23 protein-coding genes are annotated in these 22994 nt (G+C 62.8%); 17 read left to right on the forward strand and 6 right to left on the reverse strand.

Annotation, left to right across the window (positions count from 1 at the left end; genetic code table 11):
* Positions 1–9: 9 nt before the first annotated feature.
* The 3 genes from J4E63_RS16235 to J4E63_RS16245 all read right to left on the reverse strand — a co-directional run bounded on the left by J4E63_RS16235 (position 10) and on the right by J4E63_RS16245 (position 2877).
* The gene (locus tag J4E63_RS16235) at positions 10–1233 is read right to left on the reverse strand and encodes a type II and III secretion system protein family protein (RefSeq protein WP_207282657.1); all 1224 of its coding nucleotides are present in this window, start codon (positions 1231–1233) and stop codon (positions 10–12) included.
* Positions 1234–1715: 482 nt separating this feature from the next.
* Positions 1716–2045, reverse strand: a complete 330-nt coding sequence (locus tag J4E63_RS16240) for a hypothetical protein (RefSeq protein ID WP_207282658.1) — start codon at positions 2043–2045, stop codon at positions 1716–1718.
* Between the two features lie 205 nt (positions 2046–2250).
* Positions 2251–2877 (reverse strand): alanyl-tRNA editing protein, encoded by a 627-nt coding sequence (locus tag J4E63_RS16245; RefSeq protein WP_207282659.1) that lies wholly within the window; start codon positions 2875–2877, stop codon positions 2251–2253.
* A 90-nt stretch (positions 2878–2967) separates the two neighbouring features.
* Here J4E63_RS16245 and J4E63_RS16250 point away from each other — a divergent pair, with 90 nt between their 5' ends.
* Positions 2968–3966, forward strand: coding sequence for a LysR family transcriptional regulator (locus J4E63_RS16250; protein ID WP_207282660.1), 999 nt, complete (start codon positions 2968–2970; stop codon positions 3964–3966).
* Positions 3967–4135: 169 nt separating this feature from the next.
* Here J4E63_RS16250 and J4E63_RS16255 read toward each other — a convergent pair whose 3' ends face one another.
* Together J4E63_RS16255 and J4E63_RS16260 are read right to left on the reverse strand one after the other, a co-directional pair.
* Positions 4136–4543, reverse strand: coding sequence for a PA2817 family protein (locus J4E63_RS16255; RefSeq protein ID WP_003204309.1), 408 nt, complete (start codon positions 4541–4543; stop codon positions 4136–4138).
* A gap of 116 nt (positions 4544–4659) precedes the next feature.
* Positions 4660–7107, reverse strand: coding sequence for an acyl-CoA dehydrogenase (locus J4E63_RS16260; protein WP_207282661.1), 2448 nt, complete (start codon positions 7105–7107; stop codon positions 4660–4662).
* A 303-nt stretch (positions 7108–7410) separates the two neighbouring features.
* Between J4E63_RS16260 and J4E63_RS16265 the strand changes: the two genes are divergently transcribed.
* The 4 genes from J4E63_RS16265 to J4E63_RS16280 all read left to right on the forward strand — a co-directional run bounded on the left by J4E63_RS16265 (position 7411) and on the right by J4E63_RS16280 (position 10588).
* Positions 7411–8070: a transglutaminase family protein gene (locus J4E63_RS16265; protein WP_192261652.1), complete on the forward strand. Its 660-nt coding sequence runs from the start codon at positions 7411–7413 to the stop codon at positions 8068–8070.
* A 44-nt stretch (positions 8071–8114) separates the two neighbouring features.
* Positions 8115–8738, forward strand: a complete 624-nt coding sequence (locus J4E63_RS16270; protein WP_207282662.1) for a glutathione S-transferase family protein — start codon at positions 8115–8117, stop codon at positions 8736–8738.
* Positions 8739–8873: 135 nt separating this feature from the next.
* The gene (locus J4E63_RS16275; protein ID WP_207282663.1) at positions 8874–9806 is read left to right on the forward strand and encodes an ABC transporter ATP-binding protein; all 933 of its coding nucleotides are present in this window, start codon (positions 8874–8876) and stop codon (positions 9804–9806) included.
* 2 nt (positions 9807–9808) lie between these two features.
* Positions 9809–10588, forward strand: a complete 780-nt coding sequence (locus tag J4E63_RS16280) for an ABC transporter permease (RefSeq protein ID WP_053124195.1) — start codon at positions 9809–9811, stop codon at positions 10586–10588.
* 194 nt (positions 10589–10782) lie between these two features.
* Here J4E63_RS16280 and J4E63_RS16285 read toward each other — a convergent pair whose 3' ends face one another.
* A complete protein-coding gene (locus J4E63_RS16285) occupies positions 10783–11298 on the reverse strand; it encodes a DUF2062 domain-containing protein (RefSeq protein WP_046063671.1) in 516 nt (171 codons plus the stop codon).
* A gap of 145 nt (positions 11299–11443) precedes the next feature.
* Here J4E63_RS16285 and J4E63_RS16290 point away from each other — a divergent pair, with 145 nt between their 5' ends.
* From J4E63_RS16290 to J4E63_RS16345, 12 genes are all read left to right on the forward strand, one after another.
* Positions 11444–13690: a DNA internalization-related competence protein ComEC/Rec2 gene (locus tag J4E63_RS16290; protein ID WP_207282664.1), complete on the forward strand. Its 2247-nt coding sequence runs from the start codon at positions 11444–11446 to the stop codon at positions 13688–13690.
* A 95-nt stretch (positions 13691–13785) separates the two neighbouring features.
* Positions 13786–14421 (forward strand): MotA/TolQ/ExbB proton channel family protein, encoded by a 636-nt coding sequence (locus J4E63_RS16295; RefSeq protein ID WP_162491247.1) that lies wholly within the window; start codon positions 13786–13788, stop codon positions 14419–14421.
* Positions 14418–14846: a biopolymer transporter ExbD gene (locus J4E63_RS16300; RefSeq protein WP_053123850.1), complete on the forward strand. Its 429-nt coding sequence runs from the start codon at positions 14418–14420 to the stop codon at positions 14844–14846. Before J4E63_RS16295 ends, J4E63_RS16300 begins: the two co-directional genes overlap by 4 nt.
* The gene (gene lpxK / locus J4E63_RS16305) at positions 14846–15856 is read left to right on the forward strand and encodes a tetraacyldisaccharide 4'-kinase (RefSeq protein ID WP_207282665.1); all 1011 of its coding nucleotides are present in this window, start codon (positions 14846–14848) and stop codon (positions 15854–15856) included. Before J4E63_RS16300 ends, lpxK begins: the two co-directional genes overlap by 1 nt.
* A gap of 23 nt (positions 15857–15879) precedes the next feature.
* The gene (locus J4E63_RS16310; protein WP_003179363.1) at positions 15880–16065 is read left to right on the forward strand and encodes a Trm112 family protein; all 186 of its coding nucleotides are present in this window, start codon (positions 15880–15882) and stop codon (positions 16063–16065) included.
* A complete protein-coding gene (gene kdsB, locus J4E63_RS16315; protein ID WP_103307996.1) occupies positions 16062–16826 on the forward strand; it encodes a 3-deoxy-manno-octulosonate cytidylyltransferase in 765 nt (254 codons plus the stop codon). The genes J4E63_RS16310 and kdsB overlap by 4 nt, the downstream gene beginning before the upstream one ends.
* Positions 16826–17290, forward strand: a complete 465-nt coding sequence (locus tag J4E63_RS16320; RefSeq protein WP_060741219.1) for a low molecular weight protein-tyrosine-phosphatase — start codon at positions 16826–16828, stop codon at positions 17288–17290. Before kdsB ends, J4E63_RS16320 begins: the two co-directional genes overlap by 1 nt.
* Complete coding sequence (murB, locus tag J4E63_RS16325) at positions 17287–18306, forward strand: UDP-N-acetylmuramate dehydrogenase (RefSeq protein ID WP_207282666.1); 1020 nt, start codon at positions 17287–17289, stop codon at positions 18304–18306. Before J4E63_RS16320 ends, murB begins: the two co-directional genes overlap by 4 nt.
* A gap of 277 nt (positions 18307–18583) precedes the next feature.
* Positions 18584–19054, forward strand: a complete 471-nt coding sequence (locus tag J4E63_RS16330) for a (2Fe-2S)-binding protein (protein ID WP_207282667.1) — start codon at positions 18584–18586, stop codon at positions 19052–19054.
* A complete protein-coding gene (locus J4E63_RS16335; protein ID WP_207282668.1) occupies positions 19051–21366 on the forward strand; it encodes a xanthine dehydrogenase family protein molybdopterin-binding subunit in 2316 nt (771 codons plus the stop codon). Before J4E63_RS16330 ends, J4E63_RS16335 begins: the two co-directional genes overlap by 4 nt.
* Positions 21366–22337, forward strand: coding sequence for an XdhC family protein (locus J4E63_RS16340; protein WP_207282669.1), 972 nt, complete (start codon positions 21366–21368; stop codon positions 22335–22337). Before J4E63_RS16335 ends, J4E63_RS16340 begins: the two co-directional genes overlap by 1 nt.
* A gap of 20 nt (positions 22338–22357) precedes the next feature.
* Positions 22358–22948, forward strand: a complete 591-nt coding sequence (locus tag J4E63_RS16345) for an NTP transferase domain-containing protein (protein WP_207282670.1) — start codon at positions 22358–22360, stop codon at positions 22946–22948.
* The last annotated feature ends 46 nt before the right edge of the window (positions 22949–22994 follow it).

Here is a 22994-nt window from a genome sequence, read left to right on the forward strand (position 1 = left end):
GGCGCCGGCTCATTGGGAAAGCCCGCTGCGGTTGTCGAACTCGCCGTGTTCGAGGAAGTACATACGGTAGAAATTCGGGTCGTAATTGCGCAGTTGCTCACCTGGCAAGGTCGGCAGTTGCGCGTCGGCCGCCAACGGTTGGACCAGGTGCGGCGTGACGATCATCAGCAGTTCGCGCTCTTCGCGGTTGATGGAGTTGTCACGAAAGAACGCGCCGAGAATCGGCACGTCGCCCAGTCCTGGAAACTTGTTCACCTGGGAGCTGTTGCGGGTGCTGATCAGGCCGCTGATGACGAAACTTTCGCCATCGGCCAGGGCGATGCTGGTATCGGTACGGCGCACGGTGAGTGCTGGCACCAATGTCCCGGCGATGTTCACCGCGTTGGTGAAATCCAGCTCACTGACTTCCGGTGCCACCTTCAAGGCGATGCGATTCTTGCCGATGACGGTGGGGGTCAGGGTCAGGCGAATACCGAATTCCTTGTACTCGATGGACACATTGTCGCTGCCGGCACTGGGTACCGGGATCGGCACTTCGCCGCCGGCCAGGAAACTCGCGCTCTGCCCGCTGAGGGCCACCAGGCTCGGCCGCGCCAGGGTATAGGCAAAACCGCTGCCTTCCAGGGCGTTGATCATCAACAGGGTCTTACCGGTGGCGAAAGACAGGTTGAACATGTCGTTATTGACCGGCAATGAAGGCCGGACAACACCGCCGATGGTGGGCAAGGTCCTCGGCGAGCCAAACAGGAAATTGCCACGGCTGCCGAAAATCGACGTCGAGGCTTCCTTGAGCTTGGTCCGGCTGACTTCAACGAAACGGATGTCGGTCTGTACCTGGGCGAGCAGCATCGGGTCTTCGGAAGGCATGCTCGCAGCGCCCGTCAGCGCCTCAGTGGCCCGGCCTTTGACAAAGACCATGCTCTGGCGCGGTATTTTCGAACAGTCGGTCCAGACCATCAGGCTGGTGGCGCCGGGCGCCAGGCCCGTGAGGATGAAGGCATCGCTGCCACTGGGTTGCACATCGGCAATTTTCGGGTCGCCGACAGCCAATTTCGTCACGGGTGCGAGGATACGCAGTTCGCTCTGGAGCCCTTGGCCGACCTCGAAGGTCGCGGGCAGATTGTCCAGTTGCGAACAATTTGCCGCAGCGGCCTGAGCCGCATCCAGGCCAAGGCCCATCCAGAACAGGCCATGAATGAAATGTTTTAAAACGGGGGCGGTGCGCTGGGTCATGAAGTGATCCTCGATAGAGAGGCCATCCTTAGGCTTAACCAGTGCCACGGATCACTTGAGAGGCCCGGGCTGCCCCTTCTATTTCATCCAACCCTTCAGCGGTCCGGGCACAGGCCTCGTTGCTACAAGCAAACGGGCGCATTACACCGGCCTGACCGAACGGCAGGCAGCTTACGAAAAAGCTTTATGGGAACCGGAATATCCGGGTTGTCGAGCAAGGAGACCGATGTCAATCAGGTCGTCTGAAGGGTGATTTGACCCTGCCTTGTTCTCGCTTCTTTTTGAAGGTAGTTCAAGCATGGCAAAGCGCCACGCCTCAAACAAAAAAAACGACTAAAAAGTGACGGAAGGAAAAATGGTGATCAAGTGGCCGTCAATAATTTGTCTTTTGCGTGTTTTTCGCGTGAAAAAATCACATGGAAAAGGGTCAACCTTCCGGCGAAAAAAATCCGGCTCATCCCATGGTCCATATTTCTTACGGCTTAGCGCTGGTGCTCTCCTGCAAGCGCTATCAGCAGTGCCTCAGGCTGGTCTGGCTCGTGGAGCAGACTAAGGCTGAGTTGCAGCAACGGGGCGTGGTGTGGGTGATCCGTTGAGCCGATTTGGGCGACCTCGAAGACCACATAGGGTTTGTGTGGATAGGCCCGGCGAGTTTCGAAAGCTGCGCGCAATACATTGCTCAGTCGATCGAACAGCAGTTTTTCAGAGTGATTTGAATGCTCAAGCAGTACTGCACGCTGCCAGGCCTCAGGAGTGAACACTATGGGCAACTGAAGGGGGGGCAGTCTTTGCAGTTTGAGTGAACCGAACATGGTGTGCCTCTTTTGAGCGCGCGAAGAAACCTGCCCCTGAGGGAAAGAGCCTTTCCCGTGGTGGGGTGTGGAGAAACATGAAGGGTTACCTGGGAAGCAGAACGCGCCGCTGATCGAGGTACTCGACGCCAAGGACCGGGGGGCCGATCCGTCTGGATCGAGTAGGCCTGAGAGCCGCGGGCCAGGCTGCTGGCTACGGCGGGTATCAGTCCACGTGGTAGTGAACCGACAAGGTGCCTTTCTTTTGTGAAAGCGAGGCGATGGTGACTGCTCCCAGTTCCTGCAGGCACCGTACGTGAGTGCCGCCGCAGCCATAGGCGGACAGCTCACCGAAACCGACTTCTCGCGTGCCTTCGCGCAATGCGATCAGGCGAGGCAAATCCTCGGCAATCCACTCATCGATGCCTTGCTGGATGATTGATCTGTCCAGCTCCTGAGGATTTTCCCCTGGCTGGAATTGCACACGGCTTTCGCCGGGCCAGTGGTGGGCCTTGATCGGTTTCCAGCCACGACTTTCGGCAAAATGGCCGATCAGGTGCCCGGCCGAGTGCAGGCGTGAATTCAGCCGCCGCCGCTGCTCATCCACGCGGATCGTGGCCATGCCCGGGGCTACTGGGCGGTCGACGTAATGAATGATCTGTTGCCCGTCCTGAACGACGCGTAGTACTTGGCCGTCGTCGATCCATCCGGTGTCGCAGGGCTGCCCACCGCCCTGGGGGTGGAACAGGGTGGCGCGCAGCACCACGGCGAATTCGTTTTCCTGGGGGCTGCAGTCCAGGACTTCCACGTTGGCCTTGAGGTCATCGCTATGGAAAAAAAGGCGAAGCGTCATGGTCCATACCCACATCAGAAATTGTGACGGGATTATAGGTAGCGTGTAAAAGGGTGATAATCCGTTCAAATTTCAAAGGACTGTTGCGTCATGAGCACAAATCTACCGTTGCCGTTGCTCGCCGAAATGGCGGTCTTCGTCAAGGTCGTGGAGACCGGCAGCTTTTCCGAAGCGGCCCGCCAGTCAGGCTCATCGCCGTCGGCCATCAGCCGCAGCATTTCTCGCCTGGAGAAAGCCCTGGCGACCCGATTGCTGCAGCGCACCACCCGCAAGTTGCGTTTGAGCGATGGCGGGGAAGAGGTGTTCAAGCGCTGCCAGGAGATGGTCGCCGCCGCTCGGTCAGTGATGGAGATCAGCGGCCAGTTCACCCAGGAAGCGGAAGGGCGCATCCGCGTCAGCGTGCCCAAGGCCGTGGGGCGTTTCGTGATTCATCCACACATGCCTGAATTTTTGCGCCGTTATCCGAAGGTCGATGTGGAGTTGTTCCTGGAGGATCGGCCGGTCGACCTGATCGATGATCACGTGGACCTGGCTATCCGGATTACCGATCAACCATCATCCGGGCTGGTGGGGCGCCAGTTGCTGACCATTGACCACCTGCTCTGCGCCACGCCGCAATACCTGGCGGAACACGGTGTTCCCACGCATCCCCACGATTTGCTGGAGCACAGTTGCATTTACTTGGGCGAAACGCCCAATGACGCGCGTTGGAAATTCAAGAAAGGCAGCAAGTCGGTCACCGTAGGCGTGCGCGGACGCTACGCGGCCAATCACACGGGGGTGCGGCTGGGGGCGGTCTTGCAGCACATCGGCATCGGTAGCCTGCCATATTTCACCGCCCGTCACGCCTTGGAGCAGGGGTTGATCGTGCAGGTGTTGGCCGACTGGACGTTCCTCGCTTCTTACCACGGTGGCTTGTGGTTGCTGCATTCGCCGACCCGCTACCTGCCGCCGAAGCTGCGGGTGTTCATTGATTATCTGGTGGAGTGCCTGGCGAAGGAGCCGACCTTGAACAAGGTGGCGGGAGGAGGGCGCTCCAGCAAGGTCGCGGCGCACTATGAGTTGCCGGAAAGTGATGGGTTGTTCTGACGGGCCCCATCGCGAGCAAGCTCGCTCCCACAGAAAGTCATGATCAACCGCAGCCAGTGTGGGAGCGAGCTTGCTCGCGATGAGGCCCGTCCAGGCAACACACTTGGGCAAGGCCAAAAAAAAGGCCCGCCGGTTTAACCGTGCGGGCCTTTTGCATGACGGATCGCAATCAGTGCTTGCTGTCCTGGTCCGACATCGCCAGCAATTGCTTTTCCTGGTTCCAGTCGAAAGGCTCGTCGTTTTGCTCGGCTTCGAAACGACGTTCTTCCAGGGCCTGGTACAGGGCGATTTCTTCGTCAGGCATGTAGTGCAGGCAGTCACCGGCGAAGTACCAGAGCAGGTCGCGAGGCACCAGGTGGGCGATCTGTGGGTAACGCACGATCACTTGGCACAGGAGGTCCTGGCCCAGGTACTGGCTTTCGATCGGGTCGACGGGCAATTGCGCGCGCAACTCGTCGAAGCGCTCCAGGAACAAGGCGTGGCTTTCTTCGGGCACCTGTTCGGCCTCACCCACGGCGACCAGGATGCTGCGCAAGTGGTCAAGCAAGACAAGGTGATCGGCAACGACATTGGACACGAGATAAGTCCTCAAGAGCAAAACGGGCGCAGGAGTATAAAGCCCTTGCGCCTGTTTTTGTAGGTGAAGAGCTGTAGGTGAAGAGCTATAGGTGACGGCGTACCTGGCCGTCAGTATCAACGGACCTTGTCTTGCGCCAGCGTCAGTTCGGCCTTGTCGAAATCATCCACGTCGATGACTTTGCGCCGCGCCGCCTCGGCCGCGCGCAAGGTCTGCGCTTCACCGGCTTGCAGCACGCCGGCCTCCAGGGCCGCATCGATGAGGGGTTCGCCAGGCGCCGGGTTGAGCTGACCCTGCTTGAGCGCACCGTGCAGTTTCTTGTGCAGCGGATGGGCGGCCGCCAGCAGGTCGGCGGCGTGTTGCAGGGCGCCCACCGGATCGTCGGTCGATTGCGGGCGATAGCAACCCTGCAGCAACTCTTCGAGAGTCGGGTCACCCTTGGGTCGGCCGATGACCGCGGCCACCTCGGCGTCGAGCCTGTCGCTCGGGCCCTTGTGACGCCGACCGAAGGGGAACACCACCAGGCGCAACAGGCAACCCAGTACCCGGTTCGGGAAGTTGCTCAGCAGTTCATCCAGCGCACGTTCCGACTGGCCGAGGCTTTCCTCCATGGCCCAGGTGAACAGCGGCGTCATGTGGTCCGGCGAATCCAGGTCGTGATAACGCTTGAGCGCGGCGGACGCCAGGTACAGGTTGCTCAAGACGTCGCCCAGGCGGGCCGACAAGCGTTCGCGGCGTTTGAGCTCTCCGCCCAGCAGCATCATGCTCAAGTCCGCCAGCAGCGCGAATGCCGCGGCCTGCCGGTTGAGGGCACGGAAATAACCCTGGCTCAAGGCATTGCCGGGGGCCTTCTCGAAATGCCCCAGGCCCAGGTTGAGCACCAGGGTGCTGGCGGCGTTGCTGACGGCGAAACCGATGTGCTTGAGCAACAAGGCATCGAACTCGACCAGCGCCTGGTCCTTGTCTTCACGGGTTGCCAGGGCCATTTCCTTGAGGACGAACGGATGGCAGCGAATGGCGCCCTGGCCGAAGATCATCAGGTTGCGCGACAGAATGTTCGCGCCTTCCACCGTGATGAAGATTGGCGCACCTTGCCAACTGCGCCCCAGGTAATTGTTCGGGCCCATGATGATGCCCTTGCCGCCATGTACGTCCATGGCGTGGCTGATGCACTCGCGACCACGCTCGGTCAGGTGGTACTTGAGAATGGCCGACAGCACCGAAGGTTTTTCCCCCAGGTCCACGGCGTTGGCGGTCAGCATGCGTGCCGCATCCATCAACCAGGCGTTGCCGCCGATGCGCGCCATGGCCTCCTGGATACCTTCGAACGCCGACAACGGTACGTTGAATTGTTCGCGGACCTGGGCGTACTGGCCCGTCACCAGGCTGGTGAACTTCGCAGCGCCGGTGCCCACCGCGGGCAGGGAAATCGAGCGCCCGACCGACAGGCAGTTCATCAGCATCATCCAGCCCTTGCCGAGCATGGCCTGACCGCCGATGAGGAAGTCCAGCGGGATGAACACGTCCTTGCCCCAGTTCGGTCCGTTCATGAACGCGGCGCCCAGGGGCAGGTGACGGCGGCCGATATGCACGCCTGGGGTGTCGGTGGGAATCAAGGCGAGGCTGATGCCCAGGTCTTCTTCGTCACCCAGCAGGTGGTCGGGGTCATACGCCTTGAAGGCCAGGCCCAGGAGCGTGGCCACCGGGCCGAGGGTGATGTAGCGTTTTTCCCAGTTCAGGCGCAGGCCGAGGGTTTCCTGGCCCTCCCATTCACCCTTGCAGATGATGCCGGTGTCGGGCATCGCCCCGGCGTCGGAGCCGGCCAGCGGCCCGGTCAGGGCGAAGCAGGGGATATCGTCGCCGCGGGCCAGTCGCGGCAGGTAATGGTCGCGTTGCTCGTCGGTGCCGTAGTGCAGCAGCAGTTCCGCCGGGCCGAGGGAGTTGGGGACCATCACGGTGGAGGCCAGGTCGCCGCTGCGCGTGGCCAGTTTCATCGCGACCTGGGAGTGGGCATAGGCGGAGAAGCCTTTACCACCATATTCCTTGGGAATGATCAGCGCGAAGAACCCGTGCTCCTTGATATGGGCCCAGGCTTCAGGGGGCAGGTCCATGGCCTGACCGATCTGCCAGTCGCTGACCATCGCGCAGAGGGCTTCGGTAGGGCCGTCGAGGAACGCCTGCTCTTCCTCGGTCAGTTGCACCTTGGGGTAGGCCAGCAGCACGTCCCAGTCCGGGCGGCCGCTGAACAGTTCGCCATCCCACCACACCGTGCCGGCATCGATGGCGTCGCGCTCGGTCTCGGACATGGGCGGCAGGGTTTTCTGGAACCAGTCGAACATCGGCGCGCTGAAATATTTGCGGCGCAGGTCCGGTAGCAGCAGCGGGGCCGCGACAGCCGCGAGCACCACCCAGAGGATCAGCATCAGCCAGCCGGGCGCATGGCTGAAAATGCCCATGGCCAACAGGTAGGCCGCGACGATACCCAGCGCGGGCAGCGGGGCGGTGCGCCGATGCGCCAGCCAGGCGATCCCGACAACCAGGACCAGTATCCACAACAACAGCATATGTAATCCTCCGTGAACCAAGGCAAAACCGACCTTCAGAGCTTAGACGGCATCTGCAAAACCGGCAGTCGGCGCGATGTGATTGATTTCCTGGGAAACCCTGGTTGCATTGCGCCAGTCTGGTTGGCAACAGCCACGGGAAATCGTTCGTTAACAAGGTGAGAAAACGCCATTGTTTGGCCGGAATGCCGTTATCCCTGGGCCGGGGCTGTGGATAAACTCGTGGTTTCCCGATGCCAGTTCGCCACAACGATCTGGTTCGGCATTACCTGCGGTGATGTTTCCCGAGAGGTCTTTCCTTATATGCAGCAATACCTGAACCCCGGCCGCTTCATCGACAGCGATCACCCTGCGGTCATCGACTTCGCTGAAACCCACCGCGGTGCCGAGCGCGACCCGCGGGCCCAGGCGGTCAGCCTGTATTACGCTGTGCGCGAGGCGGTGCGCTACAACCCCTATACCTTCAGTCGCGACCCGGCGACCCTGCGCGGCAGTTACGCGCTGGCTGCGAGTGAAAGCTATTGCGTGCCCAAGGCCACGTTGCTGGCCGGCTGCGCCCGGCATTGCGGCATCCCGGCGCGTATCGGCCTGGCGGATGTGCGCAACCACCTGTCCACCCCGCGTCTGCTGGAATTGCTCAGGAGCGACGTGTTCGCCATGCACGGTTATACCGAGCTGTACCTGAACGACCGCTGGGTCAAGGCCACGCCGGCTTTCAACCAGGGCTTGTGCGCGTTGTTCGACGTGGCCCCGCTGGAGTTCGACGGTCGCCACGACAGCGTCTTCCACCCGTTCAATCGGCAAGGAGCGAAGCTGATGGAGTACATCACCGACCATGGCCAGTTCGCCGATGTGCCCGAGGCATTCTTCTTCGAACACCTGGAGAAGTGCTACCCGCACCTGTTCGGCGAACAGGTGCCGCGCCTGCTCGGCGACATGCAGGGCGATTTGAGTCGCGCCTGATCCGGCGTATGCTGCTGCGGCATTTATCCATCGAGGACGCCGTGATGCTGAAGATATGGGGCCGGAAAAATTCATCGAATGTGCGCAAGGCATTATGGTGCGCGGAAGAGTTGGGGCTGGCCTACGAGGCCATCGATGCGGGCGGGGCGTTCGGTGTGGTGGACACGCCCGAGTACCGCGCGAAAAACCCCAACGGCCGCGTGCCGATGATCGAGGACGACGGCTTCGTGCTCTGGGAGTCCAACACCATCGTGCGTTACCTGGCGGCCCGTCATGCGTCGGGTTCGGCCTGGTATCCTGCTGACGTACAGGCCCGGGCCCAGGCTGAAAAATGGATGGACTGGACCACGTCCAGCTTTGCCGCACCGTTTCGCTCGGTGTTCTGGGGCGTCTTGCGTACCCCGGCCGAACAACAGGATTGGACGGCCATCCATGCGGCGATCAAGGAGTGCGACGATTTGCTGGCCATGGTCGAGCGGACCTTGAGTGGACAGCTTTACCTGTCGGGGGATGAAATCGGCATGGGCGACATTCCCCTGGGCAGTTTCATTTATGCCTGGTTCGAGATGCCCATCCAGCGCGCCGAGCGGCCTGCCGTACAGGCCTGGTACGCGCGGTTGCAGCAGCGCCCGGCCTACCGCAAAGCCGTCATGACCGCGTTGACTTAATACCTACTATCAACACACTTGACTGTACTTGTGCGGCGACGCCAAGCACCATTGCCTTGGTGCGCCGTGTTGCATTGCTCGCCGCCCGCCCTTATCTATTCTTTTCTTCCCTCCCTTCTTGGTGCGTAATCCGATATGAGTTCCGCTCTGTCCATCCGGCAGCTAACCAAAACCTACGGCAACGGTTTCCAGGCCTTGAGTGGTATCGATCTGGACGTCGCCGAAGGTGATTTCTTCGCCTTGCTCGGCCCTAACGGTGCAGGCAAATCCACCACCATCGGCATTCTTTCCACCTTGGTGAACAAGACCAGCGGCACGGTGAGCGTGTTCGGTCATGACCTGGACCGCGAGCCCGCAGCCCTCAAGCGCTGCATCGGCGTGGTGCCCCAGGAATTCAACTTCAACCAGTTCGAAAAGACCTTCGACATCGTCGTGACCCAGGCCGGTTACTACGGCATCCCGCCAAAGATCGCCAACGAGCGCGCCGAGCAGTACCTGACCCAATTGGGCCTGTGGGACAAGCGTGACGTGCCGTCCCGTTCACTGTCCGGCGGCATGAAGCGTCGCCTGATGATCGCCCGCGCACTGGTGCATGAGCCGCGCCTGCTGATCCTCGACGAACCGACCGCGGGTGTGGACATCGAGCTGCGTCGCTCGATGTGGAGTTTTTTGACCGAGCTGAACCAGAAAGGCATCACCATCATCCTCACCACCCATTACCTGGAAGAGGCTGAGCAGTTGTGCCGCAACATCGGCATCATCGACCACGGCACCATTGTCGAGAACACCAGCATGCGCCAGTTGCTCAGCCAGCTGCATGTGGAAACCTTCCTGCTGGACCTGAAACACGACCTGAAGACCGCGCCCCAGCTCGTCGGCTATCCGGCCCGCCTGATGGACAGCCATACCCTGGAAGTGCAGGTGGACAAAGCCGTGGGCATCACCGGGCTGTTCACCCAACTGGCCCTGCAAAACATTGAAGTGCTGAGCCTGCGCAACAAAACCAATCGCCTCGAGGAGTTGTTCGTGTCCCTGGTGGAGAAGAATCTGGCGAAGGTGGCGGTATGAGCATGAGTTCCGAACTGCGCCCCAACCTCATCGCCCTCAATACCATCGTTTACCGTGAAGTCCGGCGTTTCATGCGGATCTGGCCGCAGACGCTGCTGCCGCCGGCCATCACCATGGTCTTGTACTTCGTGATCTTCGGTAACCTGATCGGCCGGCAGATCGGCGACATGGGGGGCTTCACGTACATGGACTACATCGTGCCGGGGCTGATCATGATGTCGGTGATCACCAACTCCTACGGCAACGTGGTGTCGAGTTTCTTCGGCAGCAAGTTCCAGCGTTCGATCGAAGAGTTGATGGTCTCGCCGGTGTCGCCCCATACGATCCTCATCGGCTACACCTTGGGTGGTGTCCTGCGCGGCCTGGCGGTGGGCCTGATCGTGACCCTGCTGTCGTTGTTCTTCACCGATTTGCAGGTGCATCACCTGGGGGTGACGGTCTTGGTGGTGGTGCTCACGGCCACGATCTTTTCGCTGCTGGGTTTCATCAATGCCGTGTTTGCGCGCAACTTCGATGACATCTCGATTATCCCGACGTTCGTGCTCACGCCGCTGACTTACCTGGGCGGGGTGTTCTACTCGATCTCCCTGTTGCCGCCGTTCTGGCAGACCGTATCCCTGGCCAACCCGGTGCTGCACATGGTCAACGCGTTCCGCTACGGCATCCTCGGGGTGTCGGACATCAAGATCAGCATCGCCATCACCTTCATGCTGGTGGCAACCGTGGTGCTCTACATCGGCTGCGCGCGGTTGCTGGTCAGCGGGCGCGGCATGCGCACCTGACCCCAGCCCCCTGTGGAAGCGAGCTTGCTCGCGATGGCGTCGGGTCATTCAGTCATTTTCTGGCTGACACACCGCTATCGCGAGCAAGCGCGCTCCCACATTGAAATGCATTCCCTTGCGGGAGCTTGCTCGCGATGGCATCAGTCGAAACACCACAAAAAAGGCCTCCATTCCCAGGAGGCCTTTTTTGCATCTCACATCCGGCTTTTCTTGCGCCGCCGCCACTGTCGGGCCACCCACCAGCGCCAGTAACTCATGGTGACGAAGTAGGCCAGGGCGCCGAGCACCAGGCCGGTCACCACCGAGCCCAGCAGGAATGGCTGCCACAAGGTGGACAACTGGCCGCTGATCCATTCCCAGGTCAGTTCTTCGGGCAGTGTCCGGGCGGGCACGTCCATCAGCCAGGCGCCGGTCTGGTAGGTGCAGAAAAACACCGCGGGCATGGTGATCGGATTGGTCAGCCACACCAGGCTCACCGCAATCGGCATATTGCCGCGCACCGTGACGGCCAACGCGGCGGCCAGCAACATCTGCAACGGGATCGGCAGGAATGCGGCGAACAGGCCAACAGCCATCGCCCGGGCCACGGAGTGCCGATTGAGGTGCCAAAGGTTGGGGTCATGCAGCAGGGTGCCGAGAAAACGTAAGGACTTATGTTCCCGAATGCTCTCTGGGTCTGGCATGTAACGTTTGAATAGGCGCCGGGGCATAGGCTTCTCGGTCGGTTCAACGCAGTAAAGGCCGCAAGTATGTCTGGATTCTACGGCTGGCAGATTCAGACTTTGTGACAATTGATAACGCCGGGGGTGCCGCCGAGCGTCTATGCCTGAAGAGGGGCACTCTCAAGGACGGGTTATGCGCACAGGGTTAGTCGCGCTTGCATTGGGGTTGTTGGCCCCGATTTGTTTACCGGCACTGCCGCCGTTGTGGCTGGTTACAGCCATGCCGGTGCTGGCGCTGATGGTGTTGCCGTTTCGAACCTACCCGCTGGGGTTTTTCCTGTTCGGGCTGGCCTGGGCCTGCCTGTCGGCTCAGTGGGCGCTGGACAATCGATTGCCCGCCGCCCTGGACGGAGAAACCCGCTGGGTCGAAGGGCGCGTCGTCGGTTTGCCGCAACAGGGCGACGGCGTGGTGCGCTTCGAACTGGCCGATGCCCATTCACGTCGTACCCGATTACCGACAACGATACGCCTGGCCTGGTTCGGGGGGCCGCCCATCAACAGTGGCGAACGATGGCGAGTGGCGGTGAAGCTCAAGCGGCCCGCCGGATTGTTGAATCCACACGGCTTCGACTATGCCGCCTGGTTGTTGAGCCGCGGCGTTGGCGCGACCGGTACCGTCAAGGACGGGCGGCTCCTGCAAGCGGCCCGGGGCGCCTGGCGTGACGGGGTGCGCCAGGCGCTGGCACAGGTCGACGCCCACGGCCGCTCCGGCGCGCTGGCGGCATTGGTCCTGGGCGACGGCGGCGGGCTGAGTCGCGAGGACTGGCAGGTTTTGCAAGACACCGGCACCGTTCATTTACTGGTGATCTCCGGGCAACACATCGGCCTGCTGGCCGGCCTGGTGTACCTGTTGGTGGCCGGCGCGGCGCGTTATGGCCTGTGGCCGGCGGGGCTGGCGTGGTTGCCCTGGGCCTGTGCGCTGGCCTTTTGCGCCGCCCTGGGCTACGGCTTGCTCGCCGGCTTCGAGGTGCCGGTGCGACGGGCCTGCGCGATGATTGGCCTGGTGTTGCTGTGGCGCTTGCGCTTCAAACAGCCGGATCCGTGGTGGGCATGGCTGCTGGCTTTCACCGGGGTGCTGGTGTTCGACCCGCTCGCCAGCCTGCGGCCAGGGTTCTGGTTGTCGTTTGCGGCCGTGGCCATCTTGATGTTCACCTTTGGCGCTCGCCTGGGGCCCTGGCGCTGGTGGCAAACCTGGACCCGTGCCCAGTGGCTGGTTGCGGTCGGCTTGTGTCCGTTGTTGTTGATCGTGGGCTTGCCGGTCAGCCTCAGTGGGCCGCTGGTGAACTTGCTCGCGGTGCCCTGGATCAGCCTGCTGGTCTTGCCGCCAGCGCTGCTCGGCACGGCATTGTTGCCGGTGCCGCTCATCGGTGAAGGCCTGCTGTGGATCGCCGGCGGGTTGCTCGATCTGTTGTTCAAAGGGCTGGGGCTGATTGCCGGACGAATACCCGCCTGGGTCCCCGTTGCGGTCCCGCTGTGGGCCTTGGGCATCGCCGCTTCAGGGGCATTTTTGCTGCTACTGCCCAAAGGCGTACCGCTGCGTGTGCTGGGGTGGCCGATGGTGCTGCTGATGGTGTTTCCCCCGCGAGAACACCTGCCGCAAGGGCACGCCGAGGTCTGGCAACTGGACGTGGGCCAAGGGCTGGCGGTGCTGGTACGCACCCGGCATCACAGCCTGCTTTACGACGCCGGGCCGCGCTTTGGCGAGGCCGATGCGGGCGAGCGCGTCGTACTGCCGACCTTGCGCAAGCTCGGTGTGCACGGCTTGGACCTGATGCTCCTCAGCCATGCCGACGCCGATCATGCCGGCGGCGCCCAAGCGGTGCGCAACGGGCTGCCGACGATGGAAGTCATCAGTGGCGATCCCGACGCGCTGCCCGATGAACTGCAAGCCGGGCCTTGCGACAGCGGCAGGCGCTGGGAGTGGGATGGCGTCGGGTTCGAGCTGTGGCGCTGGGCATCTGCTGTCGAAAGCAACCAGAAGTCCTGCGTCCTGCTGGTGGAGGCCGGCGGCGAGCGCCTGCTGTTGACCGGCGATATCGACACCCCTGCCGAGCGCGCCTTGCTCGACGAGGCCCTGGCGCTACCGATCCAGTGGCTGGCCGCGCCTCATCACGGCAGCCGCAGTTCGTCGTCGATGGCGTTGTTGTCGCGCCTCAAGCCGCACTCGGTGTTGATCTCTCGAGGGCAGGGCAACGCGTTCGGTCATCCCCATCCCCAAGTGATGGCCCGCTACCGCCGCTCGGGCCTGGCGATCTACGACAGCGCCGAGCAGGGCGCCATTCGTCTGCAACTGGGTGCGTTCGAGTTGCCGCGCACCGAGGCCGGTCATCGACGTTACTGGCGCGACCCGCCCGCCGCCGGGCCACCGGGGCAACATTGATCCAGCGCAACCGGCTGATGCGCTTATCGGCGGGGCGGGTCTGCAAGGCGAGTCTGTGTGATAAAGTGGCGCACTTTTTCGAGGGGGCAGTCACTGTGTGGGAATTGGTCAAATCCGGCGGCTGGATGATGTTGCCGATCATTCTGAGTTCCATCGCGGCACTGGGTATCGTTGCCGAACGCCTGTGGACCCTGCGGGCCAGCCGCGTGACCCCGGAGCATCTGCTCGGGCAGGTCTGGGTCTGGATCAAGGACAAGCAGCTGAACAAGGACAAGCTCAAGGAGCTGCGGGCCAGTTCGCCGCTGGGGGAAATCCTCGCCGCGGGCCTGGCGAACTCCAAGCATGGTCGCGAGATCATGAAAGAGTGCATCGAGGAAGCCGCTGCCCGGGTCATCCATGAGCTGGAGCGCTATATCAACGCCCTGGGCACCATCGCCGCCATGTCCCCGCTGCTGGGCCTGTTAGGGACGGTGCTGGGCATGATCGACATCTTCAGCGCGTTTACCGGCTCCGGCATGACCACTAACGCCGCGGTACTGGCCGGGGGGATTTCCAAGGCTCTGATCACCACCGCCGCCGGCCTGATGGTGGGTATTCCGGCCGTGTTCTTCCATCGGTTCCTGCAACGGCGCGTTGACGAGTTGGTGGTTGGCATGGAGCAGGAAGCCATCAAGCTGGTCGAGGTGGTGCAGGGTGACCGTGACGTGGACCTGGCTGGGGGCAAGCAGTGAAATTCCGCCGCAAGCCACGGGAAAACATCGAGATCAACCTTGCGTCGCTGATCGACGTGGTGTTCATCCTGCTGCTGTTTTTCGTCGTGACCACCACGTTCACCCGGGAAACCCAGCTCAAGGTTGAATTGCCGCAAGCCGTCAGCGGCTCGCCGGCCGAAGACCAGCAATTGAAGAACCTGGAAGTCACCATCAGCGCCGAAGGGGCGTTCTCGGTGAATAACCAGTTGCTGCCCAAGAGCGACCTGGCGAGCCTGATCGAGGCCCTGCAGAAAGAATCCGGCGGCGATACCAACCTGCCGCTGTCCATCAGCGCCGACGGCAAGACCCCTCATCAATCGGTGATCACCGCCATGGACGCGGCCGGCAAGCTCGGCTTCAGCCATCTGCGCATGACCACGGTCGAGGCGGCTCCCGCACCCTGATGGCCATGTCCGATCGATTGCTTGCCGCGTGGTACCAAGGCCACCCGGCCCTGACCCTGCTACGGCCGCTGGAGTGGTTGTACCGGCGGGTGGTGGTAGGCAAGCGCGAGCGTTTCCTGGCGGGTGAAGGCCAGATCTACCAGCCCCCCGTGCCGTTGGTGGTGGTGGGCAATATCACCGTGGGTGGCACTGGCAAGACGCCGTTGATCCTGTGGCTGATCCAGCACTGCCAGCGCAGTGGCTTGCGGGTCGGGGTGGTCAGCCGGGGCTATGGCGCCAAGCCGCCGCAATTGCCGTGGCGGGTCGCGGCCGAGCAGGGCGCCGACGTCGCGGGGGACGAGCCGCTGTTGATCGTCCAGCGCACGGGCGTGCCCTTGATGATCGACCCCGACCGCAGCCGCGCGGTCCAGGCGCTGCTGGAGGCCGAGCCGCTGGACCTGATCCTGTCCGACGACGGCATGCAGCATTATCGGCTGGCCCGGGACCTCGAGCTGGTGCTGATCGATAGTGCCCGGGGCCTGGGCAACCGGCGTTGCCTGCCCGCCGGGCCGTTGCGCGAACCGGTCGAGCGCCTGCAATCGGTCGACGCCGTGCTGTACAACGGCGCCAATGCCGACCGCGAAGACGGCTTCGCCTTCCAATTGCGCCCCACCGAACTGGTGAACCTGGCCAGTGGCGAACGCCGCCCCCTCGACCATTTTCCACCCGGCCAGGCCTTGCACGCCGTGGCCGGCATCGGCAACCCCCAGCGTTTCTTCAAGACCCTCGAAACGCTACACTGGCGGCCAATACCGCACGGGTTTGCCGACCATGCCGAATACAGCGCCCAGGCCTTGAACTTCACGCCAGCCCTGCCGGTGGTCATGACGGAAAAAGACGCGGTCAAATGCCGTGCCTTCGCCGCGCCCGACTGGTGGTACCTGGCGGTGGACGCCGCGCCGTCGCCGGCCTTCGCGGCCTGGTTCGATACGCAGTTGATGCGCCTGTTGCCGGATCGACTCTTGCCTTAACACCTTTTACCCAGGGGAATTCCATGGACACCAAACTGCTCGATATTCTGGCCTGCCCGGTCTGCAAAGGTCCGCTCAAGCTCAGCGCCGACAAGACCGAACTGATCAGCAAGGGTGCCGGCCTGGCCTACCCGATTCGCGACGGCATCCCGGTGATGCTCGAAAGCGAAGCCCGCACCCTGACTACCGACGAGCGTCTGGATAAATGACCACCGCCTTTACCGTTGTCATTCCGTCGCGCTTCGCCTCGACGCGCCTGCCCGGCAAGCCGTTGCTGTCGATCGCCGGCAAGCCGATGATCCAGCACGTCTGGGAGCAAGCCAGTAAAAGCAGCGCCCAGCGCGTGGTGGTGGCGACTGACGATGCGCGCATCGTCGAGGCCTGCAAAGGCTTTGGCGCCGAGGTCGTGCTGACGCGCGAAGACCATAATTCCGGTACCGATCGCCTGGCGGAGGTCGCGGCGAAGCTCGGTCTTGCCGCCGACGCGATTGTGGTCAATGTACAAGGTGACGAGCCATTGATCCCGCCGAGCGTGATCGATCAGGTCGCCGCCAACCTTGCGGCCCACACCGAAGCGCGCATGGCCACCCTGGCCGAGCCGATCGAGGATGTGCAGACCCTGTTCAACCCCAACGTGGTCAAGGTGGTCAGCGACCTCAATGGCCTGGCGTTGACCTTCAGCCGTGCGACGTTGCCCTGGGCGCGGGATGCATTCGCCCAAGGTCGCGACGTGATGCCGGAAGGCGTGCCGTACCGTCGTCACATCGGCATCTACGCCTACCGCGCCGGCTTCCTCCAGGACTTCGTCGCCTGGGGCCCGTGCTGGCTGGAAAACACTGAAGCCCTGGAACAGCTGCGAGCGCTGTGGCATGGCGTGCGGATCCATGTCGCCGATGCGCTGATCGCGCCGCCGACCGGTGTCGACACCGCCGAAGACCTCGAGCGCGTTCGTCGCCTGCTGGAGGCCTGATGCGGGTTCTGTTCGTCTGCCTCGGCAATATCTGCCGCTCGCCCACCGCCGAAGGCATCTTGCGCCACAAGTTGCGAGAGGCCGGGCTGGCCGGGCAGGTGGAAGTCGCTTCCGCCGGCACCGGTGACTGGCATGTCGGCAAGGCCCCGGACAAGCGCAGCCAGGCGGCGGCCTTGAAGCGTGGCTACGACCTGTCGGCCCAGCGCGCGCAACAGGTGACGCGCGCCGATTTCGCCGCCTATGACCTGATCCTGGCGATGGACAGCAGCAACCTGCGCAATCTCCAGGCCCTGCAACCGGCCAATGGCAAGGCCGAGCTGGATCTGTTCCTGCGGCGCTACGAAGCCGAACTCGATGACGTGCCGGACCCGTACTACGACGGCGAGCAGGGCTTCGAGCAGGTGTTGGACTTGATCGAGCGAGCCACGGATCGCCTGGTGATCGAATTGAAGGGGCGGTTATGACCTTGCAGGTACGGGCGGGCGTCAGCCTCAAGCCCTTCAACAGTTTTGGCGTGGACGTCAGCGCCCGGTTGTTCGCCGAAGCCCGCGACGATGGCGAAGTTCGCCAGGCGCTGGCCTATGCCAGCGAGCATGCCGTGCCGTTGCTGGTGATCGGCGGCGGCAGCAACCTGTTGCTGACTGGCGACATCGACGCCTTGGTGCTGCGCATGGCCAGCCAGGGGATCCGCCTGCTCAACGATGACGGCGAACGGGTGGTGATCGAGGCCGAAGCCGGGGAACCCTGGCATCCCTTTGTCCAACATACGCTGGCGCAAGGTTGGTCGGGCCTGGAAAACCTCAGCCTGATTCCCGGTACCGTAGGTGCGGCACCGATGCAAAACATCGGCGCCTACGGTGTGGAGATCAAGGATGTCTTCGCCGGCCTCACCGCCCTGGATCGCCAGACCGGCGAGCTGAGGGACTTCACCCTTGAAGACTCTCTGTTTGCTTATCGCGACAGCCTGTTCAAACAGCAAGCGGGTCGCTGGTTGATCCTGCGGGTGCGCTTTGCCCTCAGCCGCGCCGCACACTTGCACCTGGAGTACGGCCCGGTCCGCCAGCGATTGACCGAACAGGGCATCGATCAGCCGACGCCCACGGATGTGAGCCGGGCCATTTGCAGCATCCGCAGCGAAAAACTCCCCGACCCGGCCATGCTGGGCAATGCCGGCAGCTTCTTCAAGAACCCGCTGGTGCCGGCCGCGCACGTGGCGTATCTCAAGCAGCAATACCCTGATCTTGTGGCTTATCCACAGCCAGGAGAGCAGATGAAGATCGCCGCCGGCTGGCTGATCGAACGGGCCGGCTGGAAGGGTTTTCGCGAGGGGGATGCCGGGGTGCATAAGTTGCAGGCGTTGGTGCTGGTCAACTACGGCGATGCCACGGGCCCGCAACTGTTGGACCTGGCCTTGCGCATCCAGAAAGACATTGCCGAACGTTTCCAGGTCGAGCTGGAAATGGAGCCCAATCGGTACTGAGCGCGGTGGGAGCAAAGCTTGCTCGCGATCAACTGAACAACGCCCTGCCACCATCACGCACAGATCATTTGTGCAGGATTGTGCAGGGCGTTTTGCTTGATCCTGGGTTAATTTAGTTCGCTAACGATGCGACCATCGCATCCTAAAGGCCCGATGCAGACGCCTGTGCGCGCCTGCATAAGAGAGCCCGATCAGCCTGAGCCAGTCTGCGACAACCGACCTGTTACCCAAGGCAGATTGCTCGACCCCATCACTCGAATATTGTGCGGGCGTGCCCATGATTACCCTGAAACTCAATGGAAAAGACCATCAACTGGATGTGACCGAGGACATGCCGCTGCTGTGGGCTATCCGGGATGTGGCCGGTTACAACGGCACCAAGTTCGGCTGTGGCCTGGGCCTGTGTGGCGCCTGCACCATCCACATCGACGGCGCCCCGGCGCGCAGTTGCATTACGCCAATCGGCTCGGTGAAAGGGCAGGATGTCAGCACCATCGACGGCCTTCATGCCGACCCGGTCGGGCAAGTCGTCCAGAAGGCCTGGCTCGACACGGCGGTGGCTCAGTGCGGTTACTGCCAGGGCGGGCAGATCATGTCCGCCACCGCGTTGCTCAAGACCAACCCCAACCCGAGCGATGAGCAGATCGAAGAAGCCATGGTCGGCAACATCTGCCGTTGCGGCACGTATAACCGGATCAAGACCGCGATCCGCCAGGCTTCCACTCACCTGAAGGAGGCCAAGGCATGAGCCGCTTGCCCGATGATTTCGTGCTGAGCAACCTCAGCCGCCGTGGTTTCCTCAAGGGTGCGAGCGCCACCGGCGTGCTGGTGCTGGCGGCCACCTGGGGCCTGCCGGATGCCTTTGCCGAGGAAAAGAAATTCGGCGCCGAGGGCATGCCCCATGGTGCGGTCGATGACCCGAAGGTGTACGTCAGCATTGCCAGCGATGGCAGCGTGACGGTGATCTGCAACCGTTCGGAAATGGGCCAGGGCGTGCGCACCAGCCTGAGCATGGTGGTCGCCGACGAACTGGACGCTGACTGGGCGCTCGTCAAGGTCAAGCAGGCGCCGGCCGATGAGGCGCGTTTCGGTAACCAGGACACCGACGGTTCGCGCAGCATGCGCCACTGGTACGAGCCGATGCGCCGTTGCGGGGCTGCCGCCCGGACCATGCTGGAACTGGCCGCTGCCGCCCAGTGGAAGGTCCCGGTGGGTGAATGCCATGCCCAACTGCACAAAGTGCTGCACCAGCCTTCGGGGCGCGAACTGGGCTATGGCGAATTGGCAACCGCCGCCAGTGCCTTGGCGGTACCGGCCCGTGACAGCTTGCGTCTCAAGCAGCCATCCGAGTTCCGCTACATCGGCAAGGAAGCGAGCCGGGCCATCGATGGCGCGGACATCGTCAACGGTCGTGCGGTGTTTGGTGCCGATGTGCATTTCGACGGCATGCTCTATGCGGTCATCGCGCGTCCGCCGGTCTATGGCGGCAAGCTCAAGAGCGTGGACAGCAGCGCGGCGCTGAAGGTACCGGGCGTGGTCAAGGTGGTCCAGATAGAGGGGCGTCCGCTGCCCTCGGAGTTCCAGCCGTTGGGCGGTGTAGCGGTAGTGGCGAAGAACACCTGGGCGGCGATCAAGGGCCGCGAGGCGCTGAAAATCCAGTGGGACGACGGTCCGAATGCCGGTTATGACTCCATTGCCTATCGCAAGGAACTGGAAGCGGCCGCCCTCAAGCCCGGAAAAGTCGTGCGCAGCAGCGGTGACCTCGACGATGCGCTGGCCAAGGCTGATTCGACGTTGGAGGCGTCGTATTACTTGCCGCACCTGTCCCAGTCCCCCATGGAGCCGATGGTTGCCGTCGCCCGGTTCAAGGACGGCCAATGCGAGGCCTGGGCGCCGAGCCAGGCACCGCAGGTGACCCGTGAGCGTATCGCCGAACGCCTGGGCATTCCTTTCGAGAAGGTCACGGTGAACATCACGTTGCTGGGCGGCGGTTTCGGACGCAAGTCGAAACCCGATTTTGTCGTCGAGGCCGCGGTGCTCGCCAAGGAGTTTCCCGGGCAGGCAGTACGGGTGCAATGGACCCGCGAGGACGACATTCATCACTCGTACTTCCACACCGTATCGGCCGAATACCTCAAGGCCGGCCTGAATCAGGACGGTATGCCGTCCGGTTGGCTGCACCGCACCGTAGCCCCGAGCATCACCGCACTGTTCGCACCGGGCATGACTCACGAGGCGCCGTTCGAAATAGGCATGGGCGTGACCAACATGGCCTACGCCATTCCCAACCTGCGCCTGGAAAACCCCGAAGCGGTGGCCCATGCCCGGGTGGGCTGGTATCGCTCGGTGTCGAACATTCCTCACGGCTTCGCAATCCAGAGCTTCATTGACGAACTGGCCCACAAAGCCGGCCAGGATCCGCTGAAGTACCAGGTCAAATTGCTCGGGCCGGACCGCAAGATCGATCCGCGTACCTTGAGCGAAGAATGGAACTACGGCGAATCCCCCGAGCGTTACCCGATTGATACGGCGCGGATCCGCACGGTGCTGGAAACCGCCGCGAAGGCCGCCGGTTGGGGCCGGGTACTGCCCAAGGGCCGTGGCCTGGGGCTGGCGGTGCACTACAGCTTTGTCACCTACGTGGCGGCGGTGCTCGAGGTTGAGGTCAAGGACGATGGCACGGTGATCGTGCACAAGGCGGACATCGCCGTGGACTGCGGGCCGCAGATCAACCCCGAGCGCATCCGCTCGCAATTCGAAGGCGCCTGCGTCATGGGCCTGGGCAATGCCATGGTGGGCGAAATCAGTTTCAAGGATGGCAAGGTGCAGCAGGACAATTTCCATATGTACGAAGTGGCGCGCATGTCCCTGGCGCCCAAGGAAGTGGCCGTACACCTGGTCACGCCGCCGGGTGAGGTGCCGTTGGGTGGGGTTGGCGAGCCGGGCGTGCCGCCGATTGCGCCGGCCCTGTGCAACGCGATTTTCGCCGCCACCGGCCAGCGTATCCGTAACCTGCCTGTGCGCTATCAGCTGCAAGGCTGGCAACAGGCCAAGGCCTGATGGACAGCGTCGATCTGAATGTCCTGCGCAGCGTGCTCGAGTGGCGCCGCGCCGGGCAGCGGGTGGTGTTGTTCACCGTGGTCCAGACCTGGGGCACTGCGCCAAGACCGCCGGGGGCGATGCTGGCCCTGCGCGAAGATGGCGTGGTGATCGGTTCGGTGTCGGGCGGTTGTGTCGAGGATGACCTGATCGCCCGGCTGCACGACGGCCGTATTCCGGCGGACGGTCCGCCGGTGCAACTGATCACCTATGGCGTCACCCGCGAAGAAGCGGCGCGCTTCGGCCTGCCGTGCGGCGGCACCCTGCGCCTGACCGAAGAGCGGGTGGGCGATCCGCAGTGGGTCGCAGCGTTACTGGAGCGCTGCGAAGCCCATGAAATCGTCGCCCGTGAGCTGACGGTGACCAGTGGCAACGTGGTCCTGACCCCGGCCAGCAAGACCGACGCCCTGGTGTTCGATGGGCAGGTGCTGCGGGCCATTTACGGCCCGCGTTGGCGGTTGCTGCTGATCGGTGCCGGGCAATTGTCGCGCTACGTGGCGGAAATGGCCCGGCTGCTGGACTTCGAAGTGCTGATTTGCGATCCGCGCAAGGAGTTCGTCTATGGTTGGGAAGAGCAGCATGGGCGCTTCGTCTCGGGGATGCCGGACGAAGCCGTGTTGAGCATCCAGACCGACGAGCGTACGGCCATTGTGGCGCTGACCCATGATCCACGCCTGGATGACATGGCGCTGCTCACGGCCCTGGACTCCAAGGCTTTTTATGTCGGCGCCCTGGGTTCGCGGGTCAACAGCCAGAAACGCCGGGGCAACCTGGCTCAGCTAGGCTTGTCTGCGGAGGCGATTGACCGCTTGCATGGACCGATCGGCTTGCACATCGGCAGCCATACCCCGGCGGAAATCGCCTTGTCGCTGCTGGCCGAAATCGTGGCCATCAAGAATGGCGTGGAGCTGCGGCAGAAAAAACCGCTGTAAGCCGTGGATAAGGAGGGCGAATGAGCGAGTCGATTGGCGTGATCATCCTGGCGGCCGGAACGGGCAGCCGTTTTCGCCGGATTGCAGGCCCCGACAAGGATAAATTGCTCGCCGATTGCACCGGGCGTGACGGTGCCCTGCGCTCGGTGATCGAGCAGGTGCTGGTGAATCTGCCTGCCTCCCTGGAAAGGCGCGTGCTGGTGACGAGCAAGGATCGGCCGCAAGCCATTCGCATGGCCCAGGCCTATGGCTGCGATGTCGTGGAACTGGACTCCCCCGGCCTGGGCGACAGCATTGCCGCCGGTGTCCAGGCCTGCCCTGAGCTTGATGGCTGGCTGATGGTGCTGGGGGACATGCCCTTCATCCTGCCGTCGAGCATCGAGCAGGTGGTAGCGGGGATTCGCGCGGACGGTATCAGCGTGCCGGTCCTGGCCGGTGAGTACGGGCATCCGGTGGGGTTTGGTCGTGGGTTTGGGCCGAAACTGATGGCGCTGACCGGCGATCGGGGGGCCAAGGTATTGTTTGCTGGGGCGCAAGTGGTCGAAGTGCCGGTGGATGACCCAGGCGTGACGTGGGATGTGGATGTGCCAGAGGCACTGGCCTTCAAATAACAGGCGACGCAGAACCCTGTGGGAGCGAGCTTGCTCGCGAAAGCGG

The organism is Pseudomonas sp. FW300-N2F2 (assembly GCF_017351655.1).
GTDB classification, from domain to species: Bacteria; Pseudomonadota; Gammaproteobacteria; order Pseudomonadales; family Pseudomonadaceae; genus Aquipseudomonas; species Aquipseudomonas fluorescens_AA.

Bases quoted from the DNA above. Each gene is read 5' to 3' on its own strand.
- J4E63_RS16275 (WP_207282663.1), top strand. From the start codon at position 8,874: ATGAGTTCCGCTCTGTCCATCCGGCAGCTAACCAAAACCTACGGCAAC.
- J4E63_RS16250 (WP_207282660.1), top strand. From the start codon at position 2,968: ATGAGCACAAATCTACCGTTGCCGTTGCTCGCCGAAATGGCGGTCTTC.
- kdsB (WP_103307996.1), top strand. From the start codon at position 16,062: ATGACCACCGCCTTTACCGTTGTCATTCCGTCGCGCTTCGCCTCGACG.
- J4E63_RS16285 (WP_046063671.1), bottom strand. From the start codon at position 11,298: ATGCCCCGGCGCCTATTCAAACGTTACATGCCAGACCCAGAGAGCATT.
- J4E63_RS16335 (WP_207282668.1), top strand. From the start codon at position 19,051: ATGAGCCGCTTGCCCGATGATTTCGTGCTGAGCAACCTCAGCCGCCGT.
- J4E63_RS16330 (WP_207282667.1), top strand. From the start codon at position 18,584: ATGATTACCCTGAAACTCAATGGAAAAGACCATCAACTGGATGTGACC.
- J4E63_RS16260 (WP_207282661.1), bottom strand. From the start codon at position 7,107: ATGCTGTTGTTGTGGATACTGGTCCTGGTTGTCGGGATCGCCTGGCTG.
- J4E63_RS16265 (WP_192261652.1), top strand. From the start codon at position 7,411: ATGCAGCAATACCTGAACCCCGGCCGCTTCATCGACAGCGATCACCCT.
- J4E63_RS16345 (WP_207282670.1), top strand. From the start codon at position 22,358: ATGAGCGAGTCGATTGGCGTGATCATCCTGGCGGCCGGAACGGGCAGC.
- J4E63_RS16340 (WP_207282669.1), top strand. From the start codon at position 21,366: ATGGACAGCGTCGATCTGAATGTCCTGCGCAGCGTGCTCGAGTGGCGC.
- J4E63_RS16310 (WP_003179363.1), top strand. From the start codon at position 15,880: ATGGACACCAAACTGCTCGATATTCTGGCCTGCCCGGTCTGCAAAGGT.
- J4E63_RS16280 (WP_053124195.1), top strand. From the start codon at position 9,809: ATGAGTTCCGAACTGCGCCCCAACCTCATCGCCCTCAATACCATCGTT.
- J4E63_RS16245 (WP_207282659.1), bottom strand. From the start codon at position 2,877: ATGACGCTTCGCCTTTTTTTCCATAGCGATGACCTCAAGGCCAACGTG.
- J4E63_RS16270 (WP_207282662.1), top strand. From the start codon at position 8,115: ATGCTGAAGATATGGGGCCGGAAAAATTCATCGAATGTGCGCAAGGCA.
- lpxK (WP_207282665.1), top strand. From the start codon at position 14,846: ATGGCCATGTCCGATCGATTGCTTGCCGCGTGGTACCAAGGCCACCCG.
- J4E63_RS16240 (WP_207282658.1), bottom strand. From the start codon at position 2,045: ATGTTCGGTTCACTCAAACTGCAAAGACTGCCCCCCCTTCAGTTGCCC.
- J4E63_RS16290 (WP_207282664.1), top strand. From the start codon at position 11,444: ATGCGCACAGGGTTAGTCGCGCTTGCATTGGGGTTGTTGGCCCCGATT.
- murB (WP_207282666.1), top strand. From the start codon at position 17,287: ATGACCTTGCAGGTACGGGCGGGCGTCAGCCTCAAGCCCTTCAACAGT.
- J4E63_RS16235 (WP_207282657.1), bottom strand. From the start codon at position 1,233: ATGACCCAGCGCACCGCCCCCGTTTTAAAACATTTCATTCATGGCCTG.
- J4E63_RS16320 (WP_060741219.1), top strand. From the start codon at position 16,826: ATGCGGGTTCTGTTCGTCTGCCTCGGCAATATCTGCCGCTCGCCCACC.